14 protein-coding genes and 2 riboswitches are annotated in these 15,539 nt (G+C 36.7%); of the genes, 11 read left to right on the top strand and 3 right to left on the bottom strand.

Going from position 1 to position 15,539, the window contains the following annotated elements; genetic code table 11:
* The first annotated feature begins 171 nt into the window (after positions 1-171).
* From tsaE to tsaD, 4 genes are read left to right on the top strand one after another with little or no spacing between them, the layout of a single operon-like run.
* Positions 172-645, top strand: a complete 474-nt coding sequence (gene tsaE, locus ACZDYH_RS29890; protein WP_000049642.1) for a tRNA (adenosine(37)-N6)-threonylcarbamoyltransferase complex ATPase subunit type 1 TsaE — start codon at positions 172-174, stop codon at positions 643-645.
* Positions 626-1,318 (top strand): tRNA (adenosine(37)-N6)-threonylcarbamoyltransferase complex dimerization subunit type 1 TsaB, encoded by a 693-nt coding sequence (gene tsaB / locus ACZDYH_RS29885; RefSeq protein ID WP_000865740.1) that lies wholly within the window; start codon positions 626-628, stop codon positions 1,316-1,318. Before tsaE ends, tsaB begins: the two co-directional genes overlap by 20 nt.
* Before the next feature lie 13 nt (positions 1,319-1,331).
* On the top strand, positions 1,332-1,775 hold the full coding sequence (gene rimI, locus ACZDYH_RS29880) for a ribosomal protein S18-alanine N-acetyltransferase (RefSeq protein ID WP_000367190.1): 444 nt from the start codon (positions 1,332-1,334) through the stop codon (positions 1,773-1,775).
* Positions 1,775-2,791: a tRNA (adenosine(37)-N6)-threonylcarbamoyltransferase complex transferase subunit TsaD gene (gene tsaD, locus ACZDYH_RS29875; RefSeq protein WP_000414585.1), complete on the top strand. Its 1,017-nt coding sequence runs from the start codon at positions 1,775-1,777 to the stop codon at positions 2,789-2,791. The genes rimI and tsaD overlap by 1 nt, the downstream gene beginning before the upstream one ends.
* Positions 2,792-3,271: 480 nt before the next feature.
* Here tsaD and ACZDYH_RS29870 read toward each other — a convergent pair whose 3' ends face one another.
* Positions 3,272-5,197 carry an ABC-F family ATP-binding cassette domain-containing protein gene (locus ACZDYH_RS29870; protein WP_217899664.1) on the bottom strand — a complete coding sequence of 642 codons (1,926 nt, stop codon included), beginning with the start codon at positions 5,195-5,197 and terminating at the stop codon, positions 3,272-3,274.
* A 187-nt stretch (positions 5,198-5,384) separates the two neighbouring features.
* Between ACZDYH_RS29870 and ACZDYH_RS29865 the strand changes: the two genes are divergently transcribed.
* On the top strand, positions 5,385-6,014 hold the full coding sequence (locus ACZDYH_RS29865) for a redox-sensing transcriptional repressor Rex (protein ID WP_000372699.1): 630 nt from the start codon (positions 5,385-5,387) through the stop codon (positions 6,012-6,014).
* Positions 6,015-6,043: 29 nt separating this feature from the next.
* Here the strand turns inward: ACZDYH_RS29865 and ACZDYH_RS29860 are convergent, their stop codons facing one another.
* Both ACZDYH_RS29860 and ACZDYH_RS29855 read right to left on the bottom strand, forming a co-directional pair.
* The gene (locus tag ACZDYH_RS29860) at positions 6,044-6,235 is read right to left on the bottom strand and encodes a YdiK family protein (protein WP_016124213.1); all 192 of its coding nucleotides are present in this window, start codon (positions 6,233-6,235) and stop codon (positions 6,044-6,046) included.
* The gene (locus ACZDYH_RS29855; protein WP_006920743.1) at positions 6,232-6,981 is read right to left on the bottom strand and encodes a CPBP family intramembrane glutamic endopeptidase; all 750 of its coding nucleotides are present in this window, start codon (positions 6,979-6,981) and stop codon (positions 6,232-6,234) included. The genes ACZDYH_RS29860 and ACZDYH_RS29855 overlap by 4 nt, the downstream gene beginning before the upstream one ends.
* 391 nt (positions 6,982-7,372) lie before the next feature.
* Here ACZDYH_RS29855 and groES point away from each other — a divergent pair, with 391 nt between their 5' ends.
* From groES to ampS, 6 genes are all read left to right on the top strand, one after another.
* Entirely contained in the window at positions 7,373-7,657 is a 285-nt protein-coding gene (gene groES, locus ACZDYH_RS29850; RefSeq protein ID WP_000917311.1) for a co-chaperone GroES, read from the top strand.
* 38 nt (positions 7,658-7,695) lie between these two features.
* Positions 7,696-9,330 carry a chaperonin GroEL gene (gene groL / locus ACZDYH_RS29845; protein ID WP_001029993.1) on the top strand — a complete coding sequence of 545 codons (1,635 nt, stop codon included), beginning with the start codon at positions 7,696-7,698 and terminating at the stop codon, positions 9,328-9,330.
* Between the two features lie 140 nt (positions 9,331-9,470).
* A riboswitch (purine riboswitch) is annotated at positions 9,471-9,572 on the top strand.
* A gap of 164 nt (positions 9,573-9,736) precedes the next feature.
* Complete coding sequence (guaA, locus tag ACZDYH_RS29840) at positions 9,737-11,275, top strand: glutamine-hydrolyzing GMP synthase (protein WP_000743909.1); 1,539 nt, start codon at positions 9,737-9,739, stop codon at positions 11,273-11,275.
* A 152-nt stretch (positions 11,276-11,427) separates the two neighbouring features.
* A riboswitch (purine riboswitch) is annotated at positions 11,428-11,529 on the top strand.
* Between the two features lie 129 nt (positions 11,530-11,658).
* Positions 11,659-12,984: an NCS2 family permease gene (locus tag ACZDYH_RS29835; RefSeq protein ID WP_000833096.1), complete on the top strand. Its 1,326-nt coding sequence runs from the start codon at positions 11,659-11,661 to the stop codon at positions 12,982-12,984.
* Between the two features lie 144 nt (positions 12,985-13,128).
* Positions 13,129-13,830 carry a response regulator transcription factor gene (locus tag ACZDYH_RS29830; RefSeq protein WP_000929885.1) on the top strand — a complete coding sequence of 234 codons (702 nt, stop codon included), beginning with the start codon at positions 13,129-13,131 and terminating at the stop codon, positions 13,828-13,830.
* Positions 13,814-15,319, top strand: coding sequence for an aminopeptidase AmpS (gene ampS, locus ACZDYH_RS29825; RefSeq protein WP_016124215.1), 1,506 nt, complete (start codon positions 13,814-13,816; stop codon positions 15,317-15,319). The genes ACZDYH_RS29830 and ampS overlap by 17 nt, the downstream gene beginning before the upstream one ends.
* Positions 15,320-15,539 lie beyond the last annotated feature (220 nt).

The following is a 15,539-nucleotide window of genomic DNA, read 5'->3' as shown; positions in this document are numbered from 1 at the left end:
CATATAAAGAAAAGAACGAAACAAGTTGTTTCGTATTTTTTTATTTGTTTTAACAAAAAACTAATAAAGACAGTCAAACTATCCTTAGGACAACTCCTAAGGACTTTTTTATATATTCAAAACCTGTATAATAAAGAGCAGAGAACATTGTGAGTAAAGTAGGTGAAGTCTGTGAGTAAATATGAAGTAACAACAAAATCTTCTGAGGAAACACAAAGGTTATCAGAAAAATTAGGTGAGCTCGTAGAGGCACAAGACGTAATTATTTTAGAAGGAGATCTTGGAGCTGGTAAGACGACTTTTACAAAGGGACTAGCAAAAGGTCTTGGAGTGAAAAGAGTTGTAAATAGTCCTACCTTTAATATCATCAAAGAATATAAAGGAAGATTACCGCTATATCATATGGACGTGTATCGCTTAGCAGAAAGTGAAGAGGACTTAGGCTTTGATGAATATTTCTACGGTGAAGGAATTACGGTAGTAGAATGGGCTCATTTAATAGAAGCATATTTACCGAATGAAAAGTTACAAATTAGTTTATTCCATGCTGGAGATGACACAAGAAAAATTATACTCGAGCCAATTGGAGATCGCTATATTAGATTATGTGAGGAGCTATTACAAGATGAAAGTACTAGCAATTGATACTTCAAATTACGTAATGGGTGTATCCCTTATTGAGGAAGAAAACGTAATTGGGGAAATCATTACAAATTTAACAAAAAACCATTCTGTACGTCTTATGCCAGCTGTAGAGAAACTGTTAAAAGAGTGTGGCGTAAAACCGAAGGAATTAACTAAAATCGTTGTAGCTGCTGGACCTGGATCCTATACAGGTGTTCGTATAGGCGTGACAGCGGCGAAAACATTAGCTTGGTCACTTCAAATACCAATTGTAGGTGTATCAAGTTTAGAGGTAGTAGCTGCAAACGGTGCTAACTTTAACGGGTTAATTTGTCCTTTATTTGATGGAAGACGTGGGCAAATTTATACTGGGTTATATACATATGAAGGAGAGCAGTTAACTTCAATAGAAGAAGACCGAATTATTCTTATTGTAGACTGGTTGCAAATGTTAAAAGATAAAGGACAGCCTGTTTTATTTATCGGTAACGATGTTAAATTGCATAAAGAAACAATTATAGAACATTTAGGTGATCAAGCTGTATTCGCTCCATTTACTAAAAATAACCCAAGACCAAGTGAGCTAGCATTCTTAGGATTACAAAAAGAAGAACAAGATGTGCATACGTTTGTTCCAAGCTATCTTCGTTTAGCTGAAGCTGAAACAAAGTGGTTAGAAAGTCAAAACAAGTAGGAGCTTGCAGAAGATGGATATGATATTTAGAAAGATGGAGCTTGATGATATTGCTCAAATTGTAGCTATTGAAGAAGCGTCTTTTTCAACTCCTTGGACTGCAGATGCCTTTCACCGTGAATTAACGATGAATGAACATGCACATTATATTGTGTTAGAAAAAGATGGTCGTGTAGTCGGGTATTGTGGATTGTGGATAATTATTGATGAATCACATATAACAAATATAGCTATTTTGCCAGAATACCGAGGTCAAAAGTTAGGAGATGCCCTATTGAAAGCAGTTATTTCTGAAGCGAAAGAACTAGGGGTAAAAACAATGACACTTGAAGTACGTGTATCAAATGAAGTAGCAAAGCAGTTATACAGAAAATACGGATTTCAAAATGGTGGGATTCGTAAACGATACTATGCAGACAATCAGGAAGATGGTCTCGTAATGTGGGTGAATATATAATGGAAAAAAATACGATTATACTTGGTATTGAAACAAGTTGTGATGAAACAGCAGTAGCAGTTGTTAAAAATGGAACGGAAATTATTGCGAATGTCGTTGCATCACAAATTGAAAGTCATAAACGTTTTGGCGGCGTTGTACCAGAGATTGCATCACGTCATCATGTAGAAGAAATTACAGTTGTGTTAGAAGAAGCTTTAAAGGAAGCAAACATTACATTTGATGATATTGATGCAATTGCTGTAACAGAAGGTCCTGGTTTAGTAGGAGCACTTCTAATTGGAGTAAATGCAGCGAAGGCAGTAGCGTTTGCACATGATATTCCGTTAGTCGGTGTTCATCATATTGCTGGTCATATTTATGCGAACCGTTTAGTAAAAGAAGTTCAATTCCCGTTATTATCACTTGTTGTATCTGGTGGGCATACAGAACTTGTTTATATGAAAGAACATGGTTCATTCGAAGTAATTGGTGAAACACGAGACGATGCAGCTGGAGAAGCATATGATAAAGTAGCTCGTACGTTATCTATGCCATATCCAGGTGGTCCTCATATTGATCGCCTTGCACATGAAGGAGAACCGACAATTGATTTGCCTCGTGCATGGCTAGAACCGGATTCGTATGATTTTAGCTTTAGTGGATTGAAATCAGCAGTTATCAACACTGTGCATAACGCAAAACAGCGCGGTATAGAAATTGCACCAGAAGATTTAGCGGCAAGTTTCCAAGAAAGTGTAATAGATGTACTTGTAACGAAAGCAGCTCGTGCAGCAGAAGCTTATAATGTAAAGCAATTACTTCTTGCTGGTGGAGTAGCTGCTAATAAAGGACTTCGTGCGCGATTAGAAGAGGAATTTGCACAAAAAGAAAACATTGAATTAATTATTCCGCCGCTATCTTTATGCACAGATAATGCAGCGATGATTGCAGCGGCAGGGACAATTGCTTATGAACAAGGTAAGCGTGCAACATTAGCCTTAAATGCAAATCCAGGATTAGATATTGAAGCATAGTTATACACATAATTAACCACAGGTTGTGGATAAAACCCATATTATCTGTTGATAATGTGGGTTTTATTGTGTATATAAAATGTTGATAACTTTTTTGTTGGCTGTGGATAATGTGGAAAAGTTATTTTAATGTTTATTTTATAAAGGTGGATATGTGTATAAACTTGTGGATAAATAGGTTGATGTCAGACCTTTGAAGTTGTTCTTTTTCGGGAAATAAAAAGCAAGAAGATATCCCCGAAAAACATTTTGAAACATCCCCCCATTATAGAAGATGCTAATATTGTCAATCTTTGTCGTTAAATCGATATTTCGTGTCGAATTGTTAATATATATAGGGTTACAATAGATATATTTAAAAAATCGTTAGTATATTCTAAGTTACGATAGATATATTCAAAAAATTGTTTAAGCACTAAAAAAAGATGTCACATAGTCAAAAATCCTGACTTATGAGACATCTTCCTTATTTAAATATGCTTATACATGCAGCTCTTCCCATTCTGCCATACAAGTTTCAAGTTGTTCTTGTAGCGTTTGCTTTTTAGTTGTAATTTCACTAGCTTTTTCATAATCTGCATATATTTCTGGTAAGCAAAGTTGATCTTCTAACGTAGCAATTTCTTCTTCTAATTCCACTATACTTTGTTCTAGCTCTTCAATTTTTCTAGTGCGTTGACGCTCTAGTTGTTTACGCTCTTTTTCTTCTAAATAATTTAATTTCTCTTGTGCAACCACCTTTTGAACAGGAACGTCACTTTCTTGCTGTTCAAGTTCTGCACGTTCAATCATTTCATTTTTCTTTTCAACGTAGTAATCGTAATCCCCTAAATATTCCTGTGCACCTTCTGTTGATAACTCAACCACAGTCGTTGTTACACGGTTAATAAAGTAGCGGTCATGTGAGACGAATAGAAGAGTCCCTGGGTAATCAATTAAAGCATTCTCCAAAATCTCTTTACTATTTAAATCAAGGTGGTTCGTAGGCTCATCTAGAATTAACAAATTTGACTTTTGCATCATAAGTTTTGCAAGAGCTAATCGAGCTTTTTGTCCACCACTAAGGGAAGATACTGGTTTCAGTACATCATCTCCTGTGAATAAAAAATTCCCAAGTATAGTACGGATTTCTTTTTCCGGTTGCAGTGGATATTCATCCCATAGTTCATTTAAAACCCGTTTAGAAGATGTTAAGTTTGCTTGTTCTTGATCATAATAACCAACAGATACATTTGATCCGAAAGAAACATCACCATTTAATAGTGGTAACTTATTCACAATGGATTTTAACAATGTGGATTTCCCAATTCCGTTTGGACCAACTAAAGCAACACTATCTCCGCGAGTTAAGCGCATAGTTACATGTTCAATTATAGGGTTTTCATTATAGCCGATGGTTGCATCATTTACTTGTAAAACATCATTTCCACTTTGTTTTTCAATATCGAAGTGGAATGATGCTGACTTAGAATCCCCTAATGGTCTCGTTAATAATTCCATTCTGTCTAGTTGTTTACGGCGACTTTGAGCACGTTTCGTTGTAGAAGCGCGAGCTATATTCTTTTGAACGAAGTCCTCAAGTTTTGCGATTTCATCTTGTTGTTTTTCGTAACGTTTCATTTCTTGCTCATATAATGCTGATTTTAAGTCTAAATATTTACTGTAGTTACCAACAAATCGTCTGCTTTCTTTATTCGAAATTTCATATACTTGTGTAACGAGTTTGTCTAAGAAATAACGGTCATGTGAGACGATTAATATTGCGCCAGGATAACCTTGCAAATATTGCTCAAGCCATGTTAATGTTTCGATGTCTAAATGGTTTGTAGGCTCGTCCAAAATAAGTAAGTCTGGTTTTGTTAATAATAATTTCCCGAGAGCTAATCTTGTTTTTTGCCCGCCGCTTAAAGTAGAGATCGTCGTCTGGTGCGTTTCAACTGGGAAGCCAAGGCCGCTTAAAATGGAGCGAATATCCGCTTCATATTGATATCCACCTTGATCTTTATAATTGAGTTGTAATTGGTCATAATCAGCTAACAATCTTTCATATGTAGCTTCGTTTGAAAAGTTTTCTTCTTTTCCCATTTCTTGCTCAAGCCTTCGGAGTTTTGTCTCCATTTGCTGTAAATGGGTAAAGACGGTTAGCATTTCATCCCAAATTGTTAAAGACGTTTCTAGTCCAGTATTTTGAGCTAAATATCCGATTGAGACATCTTTCGGTTTTATAATTTCGCCACCATCATGAGATAATTCACCAGCGATAATTTTTAATAATGTAGATTTACCTGCTCCATTCCTTCCAACTAATGCGATACGATCTTTTGTTTGTACTTCCAATTTTATGTTTGCAAGAATTGTTTCTGCACCGTATAATTTCGAAAGCGCGTTTACTTGTAATAAAATCAATGTTTTCACCTCAAATAATTTCTTAACTTTGCCATGTTTATATTTCTCAATCATACTAAAAATAGTGTATAGTTTAAAATAAAGAGAGAATACTTCTTCTCTTTATTATACAAGGAATTTAATGAGTGCTAAACTTCTGTATTTGATTAAAGTATATGAATAAAGATAGGAAGAGAGGAGAGGTCATATGGATCAGCAAAAGATTCCACAAGCCACTGCTAAAAGATTGCCTCTATACTATCGATTTATCCAAAACTTATCTCTTTCTGGTAAGCAGCGTGTTTCATCGGCCGAATTGAGTGAGGCAGTAAAAGTAGATTCCGCAACAATACGAAGAGATTTTTCGTATTTTGGAGCGTTAGGGAAAAAGGGATATGGATATAACGTAAATTATTTATTATCATTTTTCCGCGAAACACTTGATCAAGATGATATAACACGTGTAGCACTTATTGGAGTAGGTAATTTAGGGACCGCTTTCTTACATTATAATTTCACGAAAAACAATAATACAAAAATTGAAATGGCATTTGATGTTAGTGAAGAGAAAGTTGGAACAGAAATCGGGGGCATTCCTGTATATCATTTAGATGAATTAGAAGAGAGATTATCAAATGATATACAAGTGGCAATATTAACAGTACCGGCTACAGTAGCACAAGCTGTAGCAGATAGATTAGCTGAAACAAGCGTGCACGGTATTTTGAATTTCACACCAGCGCGATTAAACGTATCAGAGAATATTAGAATTCATCATATTGACTTAGCTGTAGAGTTACAAACATTAGTTTACTTTTTGAAAAACTATCCACAATAAAACGCAGAGGGAGCGACCTCTGCGTTTTATTATTGTTTCTTGTTTGTGAATTTAACTAATATAAGGCGAAGTGCCAAATTAAAATCAATTGTTGCCATAACTGCAAATAGTATTGTCCACATATTCCAGATTGTATCTGTCACGTTCGTAATGGCGAAGCGTGTAAAGATACATCCAAGAAGGAAGTATAGTGCAGCCATGAACAATGGTGAGTTTCTCATACAAAAAATCCTCCGATAAAGCCTTGCATTTTTTCAGCTTCTTTAATCATTTCTTGAATTTGTTCATTGCTCATAAAAATTTGCCCAATAGCGACTAATGTATTCATTGCAACATGAGCTGCAATCGGAACGATAATACGTTTCGTCTTCACATATAAGAAGGCGAATACGAGCCCCATAGCAGTGTATACCAATAAGTGAGTAAAATCAAAATGAATTGCTGCGAATACAAGCGAACTAATGATAGCTGCAATAAAGAAGTTAAACTTCTTATAAAGTGTACCGAATAGAATTTTTCTAAATACGATTTCTTCTAAGATAGGTCCAATTATAGAAACAACAATAAGGAACCAAGGTGTCGTTCTTGCAATTTCCATCAGTTTCATTGTATTTTCTGAACCTTGTTTAATTCCTAGCAGTTGCATCTCGATCATACCGGCAACTATTTGTGAAAAGAAAGCTAAGAAGAACCCGATAAAAATCCATCCAATAGTAGCTGGAACAGAAGAGCGCATTGCATCTAAATGCCTGTCACGAATATCCGTTCTAAGTAACCAAAGTACGATACATAATGCAATAAAGAAGCTAATGATTGCCCAGTGTCCCGTTATGATTTGTCCTTTTTCCTCAATGGTAAATCCTCTATTATCATAGAGTCCTGTTTTTAGGAGAAGTGGTAATCCAACAACGCCAGATAACTGCATTAAAATGTATGTAACGATAATCCACCAGTATTGTTTCTTCAAATGGTTTAACCATCCTTTCTAACTATAGTGTATGAGATAAGTTAGGATAACATGTAAATATGCTACCTACGATATAAACCTCACTTGAATTATGTTTTTTTCGTAAATCCTTATTTGAAATTATAATAGAAGACAGGAGAAAGTTGTGTGTGTAGCGAAAACAACTTAGGGTGTCCTTTCATATTGTAACATACGAGCAGTGGAAACAACGATTCATATAGTAAAGGCAGTATTCTATATAGAAAGTTTATATAGTGATTTGCGAAAAAATTATGATTTTTTTACTTGCAAAAGAAATTGAGATTATTTATTATTATAAGTGTGTTAGCACTCGGATGACTTGAGTGCTAATAAAAGAAATTTACATAACAAAATGAGGAGGTTATTGTTCATGCTAAAGCCATTAGGTGATCGCGTTGTAATTGAGCTTGTTCAAGCAGAAGAAAAAACAGCAAGTGGTATCGTATTACCAGATACTGCAAAAGAAAAACCACAAGAGGGTAAAGTTGTTGCAGTAGGTACTGGTCGAGTGCTTGAGAATGGTGAGCGTGTTGCTTTAGAGGTAGCAGCAGGTGATCTTATCATCTTCTCAAAATATGCAGGTACTGAAGTGAAATATGAAGGTACAGACTACTTGATTTTACGTGAAAGTGACATTTTAGCAGTTATCGGTTAATTATATAAATCTTAAAAAATCCAAGGGGGTCAATTATTATGGCAAAAGATATTAAATTTAGTGAAGAAGCACGTCGTTCGATGCTTCGCGGTGTCGACACTCTTGCAAACGCAGTAAAAGTTACGCTTGGACCAAAAGGTCGTAACGTTGTACTTGAGAAAAAATTTGGTTCACCACTTATTACAAATGATGGTGTAACAATCGCAAAAGAAATCGAATTAGAAGATGCATTCGAAAACATGGGTGCGAAATTAGTAGCAGAAGTTGCTAGCAAAACAAATGACGTAGCTGGTGACGGAACAACAACTGCAACTGTATTAGCGCAAGCTATGATTCGTGAAGGTCTTAAAAACGTAACAGCTGGTGCTAACCCAATGGGTCTTCGTAAAGGTATCGAAAAAGCTGTTACTGCTGCAATTGAAGAATTAAAAACGATTTCTAAACCAATCGAAGGCAAATCTTCTATCGCACAAGTAGCTGCTATTTCTGCAGCTGACGAAGAAGTAGGTCAATTAATCGCTGAAGCAATGGAGCGCGTTGGTAACGACGGCGTTATTACTTTAGAAGAGTCTAAAGGATTCACAACAGAATTAGACGTAGTAGAAGGTATGCAATTTGATCGTGGATATGCATCTCCTTACATGATTACTGATTCTGACAAAATGGAAGCAGTTCTTGATAACCCATACATCTTAATCACTGACAAAAAGATTTCTAACATTCAAGAAATCTTACCAGTATTAGAGCAAGTGGTACAACAAGGTAAACCACTTCTTATCATTGCTGAAGATGTTGAAGGCGAAGCTTTAGCTACATTAGTAGTGAACAAACTTCGTGGTACATTCAACGTAGTAGCTGTTAAAGCTCCTGGATTTGGTGACCGTCGTAAAGCAATGCTAGAAGATATCGCAATCTTAACAGGTGGCGAAGTAATCACTGAAGAATTAGGTCGTGACTTAAAATCTGCTACAGTTGAATCTTTAGGACGCGCTGGTAAAGTTGTTGTTACAAAAGAAAACACAACTGTAGTTGAAGGTGTAGGAAGCACAGAACAAATCGAAGCTCGCATCGGTCAAATCCGTGCGCAATTAGAAGAAACAACTTCTGAATTCGATCGTGAAAAATTACAAGAGCGTCTTGCTAAACTAGCAGGTGGCGTAGCAGTAATTAAAGTAGGTGCAGCAACTGAAACTGAGTTAAAAGAGCGCAAACTTCGCATTGAAGATGCACTTAACTCAACTCGTGCAGCAGTAGAAGAAGGTATCGTTGCAGGTGGTGGTACTTCACTTATGAACGTATACACAAAAGTAGCTTCTATCGTAGCTGAAGGCGACGAAGCAACAGGTATCAACATCGTACTTCGTGCACTAGAAGAGCCAGTTCGTCAAATCGCAATCAACGCTGGTCTAGAAGGATCTGTAGTTGTAGAGCGTCTAAAAGGCGAAAAAGTAGGCGTTGGTTTCAACGCAGCTACTGGCGAATGGGTTAACATGCTTGAGTCTGGTATCGTAGATCCAGCTAAAGTAACTCGTTCTGCACTTCAAAACGCAGCATCTGTTGCAGCTATGTTCTTAACAACTGAAGCTGTAGTTGCTGACAAGCCAGAACCAAATGCACCAGCAATGCCTGACATGGGCGGCATGGGCATGGGCGGTATGGGCGGAATGATGTAATTCCGTTTGCCCTAAAAAACATCCATTTCTATATAGAAATGGATGTTTTTTTATGTTTTTTAGAAAAGGAAATGAATTTCTGTAGAATTTTGTCGCTTTCTCTCTTGACCATATTGATACTTCATTGTTAGAATCTAGGAAGATAATATAAAACGATCCTTCATATATCCTCAATGATATGGTTTGAGAGTCTCTACCGGGTTACCGTAAACAACCTGACTATGAAGGCAGTGTGTCTTATATTTATAAAGAGCGGAGACTATCTTTCTTTATAAAGCCAGACCCCTGCCTTTTCTTTGTTATGAGACTAGAGGCGGAGGACTGGCTTTTTTTATTATATTGGTAATGCTTTTCGCCAAATTGGTGAAAATATTTATATACGAGAACTAACGTTGGGGTGATTATTTTGAAGAAACAACACGATACAATTATCGTTTTAGATTTTGGAAGTCAATACAATCAGTTAATAGCACGTCGAATTCGTGAGTTCGGTGTATACAGTGAACTTCATCCACATACAATTACTGCAGAAGAAATTAAAGCAATGAATCCAAAAGGGATTATTTTCTCTGGTGGACCAAATAGTGTATACGGTGAAGGTGCATTACATTGTGATGAAAAAATCTTTGAACTAGGTTTACCAATCTTCGGTATTTGTTACGGTATGCAGCTTATGACGCAACACTTCGGTGGTAAAGTAGAGCGTGCAAATCACCGTGAGTACGGAAAAGCTGTTCTTAAAGTAGAGAACGAATCAAAATTATATGCGAACCTTCCAGAAGAGCAAGTTGTATGGATGAGCCATGGCGACTTAGTAACTGGTTTACCTGAAGGATTCGTAGTAGATGCAACAAGTGAGTCTTGCCCAATTGCTGGTATGAGCAATGAAGCGAAAAACTTATACGGTGTACAATTCCACCCAGAAGTACGTCACTCTGAGCACGGTAACGATTTAATTAAAAACTTCGTATTCGGCGTATGTGGTTGTTCTGAAGGATGGAACATGGAGAACTTTATTGAAGTAGAATTAGAAAAGATTCGTGAAACTGTTGGAGACAAAAAAGTACTATGCGCACTTAGTGGCGGTGTAGACTCTTCTGTTGTAGCAGTATTAATTCATAAAGCAATTGGTGATCAATTAACATGTATTTTCGTTGACCACGGTTTACTTCGTAAAGGTGAAGCAGAAGGCGTTATGAAAACATTTAGCGAAGGCTTCCATATGAACGTTATTAAAGTGGATGCAAGAGACCGCTTCATGGACAAGTTAAAAGGTGTAGAAGATCCAGAACAAAAACGTAAAATCATCGGTAACGAATTCATTTACGTATTTGATGATGAAGCGTCAAAATTACAAGGTATGGACTTCTTAGCGCAAGGTACACTTTACACAGATATCGTTGAGAGTGGTACAGCAACTGCACAAACAATTAAATCTCACCATAACGTTGGTGGTCTTCCAGAAGACATGCAGTTCAAATTAATTGAGCCTTTAAACACGTTATTTAAAGACGAAGTACGTGTATTAGGATCTGAATTAGGAATTCCTGATGAAATCGTATGGCGTCAACCATTCCCAGGACCGGGTCTTGGTATTCGTGTATTAGGTGAAATCACAGAAGAGAAATTAGAAATCGTTCGTGAATCTGATGCGATTTTACGTGAAGAAATTATTAAAGCGGGCTTAGACCGTGAAATCTGGCAATACTTCACTGCGCTTCCTGGTATGCGTAGCGTAGGTGTTATGGGTGACGAGCGTACTTACGATTACACAGTAGGTATCCGTGCGGTAACATCTATCGACGGTATGACAGCTGACTGGGCACGTATCCCTTGGGACGTATTAGAGAAAATCTCTGTACGTATCGTAAACGAAGTAAAACACGTTAACCGTATCGTGTATGATGTAACGAGTAAGCCACCAGCAACTATTGAGTGGGAATAGTATTTATAAAAAGGTCCATCTATTGCTTATGCATAGATGGATCTTTTTTATTTTGGTATTAATACGAACGAAAATATAAAATTTTATAAAAATGTTCGTTTTTAAATTGACAAAACTACTTCGTCGAGTTAATATGATTATGTAATTCAAACGAAAAGTGAATATTATGCCGTCGTATAATATCGGGGATATGGCCCGAAAGTTTCTACCTAGCTACCGTAAATGGCTTGACTACGAGGCGTTTGTATAAAGATGAGGGGAAACTTGTCTTTGTTTATAGAACGCTTCCATGTATATATGCAATGGAAGCCTTTTTTATTTCTCGGGATAAAAGATGGCTAGGAGAAATACGGCGAGTAATCATATAACGGGGGAAACGTAGGATGAAACGCTATTTTCAGTTTGATGAGCTCGGTACGAATTATAAGACTGAGTTCATAGCAGGGTTAACGACATTTCTATCTATGGCTTACGTACTATTTGTCAATCCTGCTACGCTGTCGCTTGGAAATGTTAAAGGGTTACCAGCAGGTACAGGGATGGATCCAGGTGCAGTATTCGTTGCTACGGCATTAGCGGCAGCGATCGGTTCGTTAATTATGGGTATTTTCGCGAAGTATCCAATTGCTTTAGCGCCAGGTATGGGAATTAACGCGTTCTTTGCTTATACAGCAGTGTTAACGATGGGTATTCCATGGCAAACAGCAATTGCCGGAACATTAATGTCAGGTATTATCTTTATTATTCTTACTGCTTCAGGTATTCGTGAAAAAATCATCAATGCAATTCCATCAGAGTTAAAGTTTGCAGTAGCAGCAGGTATCGGATTGTTCATTGCATTCCTTGGATTCCAAAATGCAGGAATTATCGTGAAAAATGATGCGGTTCTTGTTGGGTTGGGGGACTTAACAAAGGGCACAACGTTACTAGCAATCTTCGGGGTTGTTACGACAATCATCTTCATGATTAAGAAAGTTAATGGTGCAGTATTTTACGGTATGATTCTTACAGCGATCTTAGGAGTGGCAACAGGATTAATTGATACTCCGAAAGCTGTAGTGGGAGCAATACCGAGTCTAGAACCAACGTTCGGCGTGGCGTTAACGCACTTCGGAGATATTTTTACAGTTCAAATGGGGATTGTTATTATAACGTTCTTCTTTATCGATTTCTTTGATACAGCAGGTACGCTTGTAGCGGTTGCGAATCAAGCCGGATTAATGAAGAACAATAAATTACCACGTGCAGGAAAAGCATTATTTGCAGATGCGATTGCGACTGTAATTGGTGCAATCTTGGGTACATCAACAACAACGTCTTACATTGAATCGTCTGCAGGGGTAGCAGCGGGAGGACGTTCTGGATTTACAGCAGTTGTAACAGCAGGATTCTTCTTACTGGCACTATTCTTCTCGCCATTACTAAGTGTTGTAACGCCAGCTGTAACGGCGCCGGCTTTAATTATTGTAGGAATCTTGATGGTTTCTTCCTTAGGGGAAATTGATTGGAAGAAATTCGAGATTGCAGTACCAGCATTCTTTACAATTATATCTATGCCACTTACGTATAGTATCGCAACTGGGATTGCGATTGGATTTATCTTCTATCCAATTACAATGGTAGTAAGTGGTCGTCGTAAAGAGGTTCATCCGATTATGTATGTTATGGGAGTTTTATTCGTACTATATTTCATCTACGTTCGTAAATAAAAGGGGTTTTTTAAAGGTCTAGACTTAAGGGGAGTCTAGACCTTTTTTGCGTCTTCAGAAAATCTTAAGGATTTCCGAGCGTTTTTCTTCAGAAGTTTTCCTATAATAGAAGTTAGGGATTAAAAAAGTGATGGGGGAGATATTGTGGCACACGAAACAATACTTGTCGTAGATGATGAAAAAGAAATTCGGAATTTAATTACAATCTATTTAAAGAATGAAGGATATAAAGTATTGCAAGCAGGAGACGGAGAAGAAGGATTACGTCTACTGGAAGAAAATGAAGTACATCTAGTCGTATTAGATATTATGATGCCGAAAGTGGATGGTATTCATATGTGTATGAAAGTAAGGGAAGCGAAAGAAATGCCTATTATTATGCTTTCTGCCAAAACGCAAGATATGGATAAGATTTTAGGGTTAACAACAGGAGCAGATGATTACGTAACGAAGCCGTTTAATCCGTTAGAGTTAATCGCACGAATTAAATCTCAGTTACGCCGTTATATGAAAATGAATGGTTTCGCTATTCAAAATGAGGATGAGTTAGAAATTGGGGAGATGAAAATCAACATCTCGACCCATAAAGTTATTGTAGAGGGAGAAGAAGTGAAACTAACTCCGAGGGAATTTTCAATTTTAGAATTGCTAGCTAGAAATCCAGGTATGGTGTTTAGTGCGGAGCAAATTTATGAAAAGGTGTGGAACGAACGATCTTTCCAGTCTGATAATACTGTAATGGTGCATATTCGAAAAGTACGTGAAAAGATTGAGGAGAATCCAAGGAAACCTAGATATATAAAAACAGTATGGGGAGTGGGGTATAAGATTGAAAAAGATATTTAATCCGTTTACTTATATAAGGAAAATAAGAGAATTATTTGAGAAATTAGTAAAGAGCGTACGAAAGAGTATAAGGATTCAATTGATTACTACTTTTGCTGCTTGTGCGTTATTAGGAGTTTTGTCAGCGAAGGCAGCAGCGCCGTTTTTTGAGAATGCGAATCGTCAAGCAACTATCGATTATCGGGCTGGTATGGAACAAATTAATCACCAAGCTCAAGGAGCAGCAAATAGTTCGGTTCATGAAAATAAATTAGAAGCTATATCAAATATGATCGAAATGGAGAACCAAAATTTAGAGCAAGGGTCTAGAGCTTTGAAGATATTGGTTACTGATGAAAGTGGTAAAGTTTTATATAAAACAAAGCAAGCGCAAGAAGAGCAAATCGATTTGCATAATACGATTCGTAATGCAGCATCATTCGCGATTAATTATACAGATGGTAGAAATGTATTTGAAAGTACAAGAAAAGAGTTTATATCTTTTTCACCTATTACTATTGAAGGAAAGAATTTGTACATGTTTGTTAGCGGAATTCCAGAGGGAGAGGTAATATATGACACGCAAGAAGGACCATTCCCGTTTTTAATTGGTGTACTTGTATTCATTTTCTCTTTCTTCTATATAACAAAGAGAAAGATGAAGCAGATTGAAGCGATGGCACAAGGCGTAAAGGAAATAGAAAGAGGTAACTTAGCCTACCGCATTGAGAAAAAAGGTGAAGATGAGATTGCAGCTTTAACTGAGAATATTAATAATATGGCAGAAGAGCTTATGAATAATATAGAAAAGGAACGTAAATTAGAAAAGCAAAAGAATGAGCTTATCACAAATGTATCACATGATTTGCGTACACCACTTACTTCTATTATGGGTTACTTACGATTACTTCGAGATTCTAAATATGAAAATAAAGAACAACACGATGAGTATACGAGAATTGCTTTTGCAAAGTCGGAGCAGTTAAAAAATTTAATAGAAGATTTATTTGAGTATACGAAGTTAACAAATGAACAAGTTGTATTAGAAAAACAAGAAGTATGTGTAAATGAGTTGCTTGAGCAATTAATAGAAGAGTTAGTACCGCAAGCGGAAGAGCATGGACTTACGTTTGTTAAGAAGTTTCCTGAGGAACGTGCTTATGCATCGATTGATTCGGAAAAGATGGTTCGTGTATTTGATAATTTACTAATGAATGCAATTAAGTATAGTAAAGATGATGGAGAGATAAAAGTTTCTCTTCAAAGGCAGCGTAGGGATATACAAATTGTAATTGCGAATCATAGTGAAGCGTTTACGAGAGAAGAGTTAGCGAATTTGTTTGAACGTTTCTATAAGAAAGATCAATCTCGAAGTAGAGTAACGGAAGGGTCGGGACTCGGTTTAGCGATTGCGAAAAGTATTGTTGAGTTACAAGGTGGTAGTATTCGAGCGGAATATAGGGATGGTATTATTCAATTTATCGTCTCGTTACCAATTATAGAGAAATAATAAATGAATAGAATGATATGTGATAAAAAGGCTTATTTTAAAAGAAATAAGCCTTTTTATATTTTTTATAAAAACATATTGACGATTAGAGCTTAGAGGTGTAATATAGAACAAGTCGCCGATGACAATAACGTCGCAAGCGACAAACGAAATGAAAAACTTAGTTGACATTGAAAGATGAAAATGTTAACATAAGGAAGTCGCAAATGAGCGGCCAAGT

The sequence above is a fragment of the Bacillus sp. EB V-12 genome, from assembly GCF_056158125.1.
The sequence above is the reverse complement of the archived record's forward strand: the minus strand, read 5'-3'. Positions and strand labels throughout refer to the sequence as shown.

Excerpts from the sequence above, each read along its gene's own strand:
- tsaB (WP_000865740.1), top strand. The coding sequence starts at position 626 with ATGAAAGTACTAGCAATTGATACTTCAAATTACGTAATGGGTGTATCC.
- ACZDYH_RS29860 (WP_016124213.1), bottom strand. The coding sequence starts at position 6,235 with ATGAGAAACTCACCATTGTTCATGGCTGCACTATACTTCCTTCTTGGA.
- ACZDYH_RS29835 (WP_000833096.1), top strand. The coding sequence starts at position 11,659 with ATGAAACGCTATTTTCAGTTTGATGAGCTCGGTACGAATTATAAGACT.
- tsaD (WP_000414585.1), top strand. The coding sequence starts at position 1,775 with ATGGAAAAAAATACGATTATACTTGGTATTGAAACAAGTTGTGATGAA.
- ACZDYH_RS29865 (WP_000372699.1), top strand. The coding sequence starts at position 5,385 with ATGGATCAGCAAAAGATTCCACAAGCCACTGCTAAAAGATTGCCTCTA.
- rimI (WP_000367190.1), top strand. The coding sequence starts at position 1,332 with ATGGATATGATATTTAGAAAGATGGAGCTTGATGATATTGCTCAAATT.
- groES (WP_000917311.1), top strand. The coding sequence starts at position 7,373 with ATGCTAAAGCCATTAGGTGATCGCGTTGTAATTGAGCTTGTTCAAGCA.
- groL (WP_001029993.1), top strand. The coding sequence starts at position 7,696 with ATGGCAAAAGATATTAAATTTAGTGAAGAAGCACGTCGTTCGATGCTT.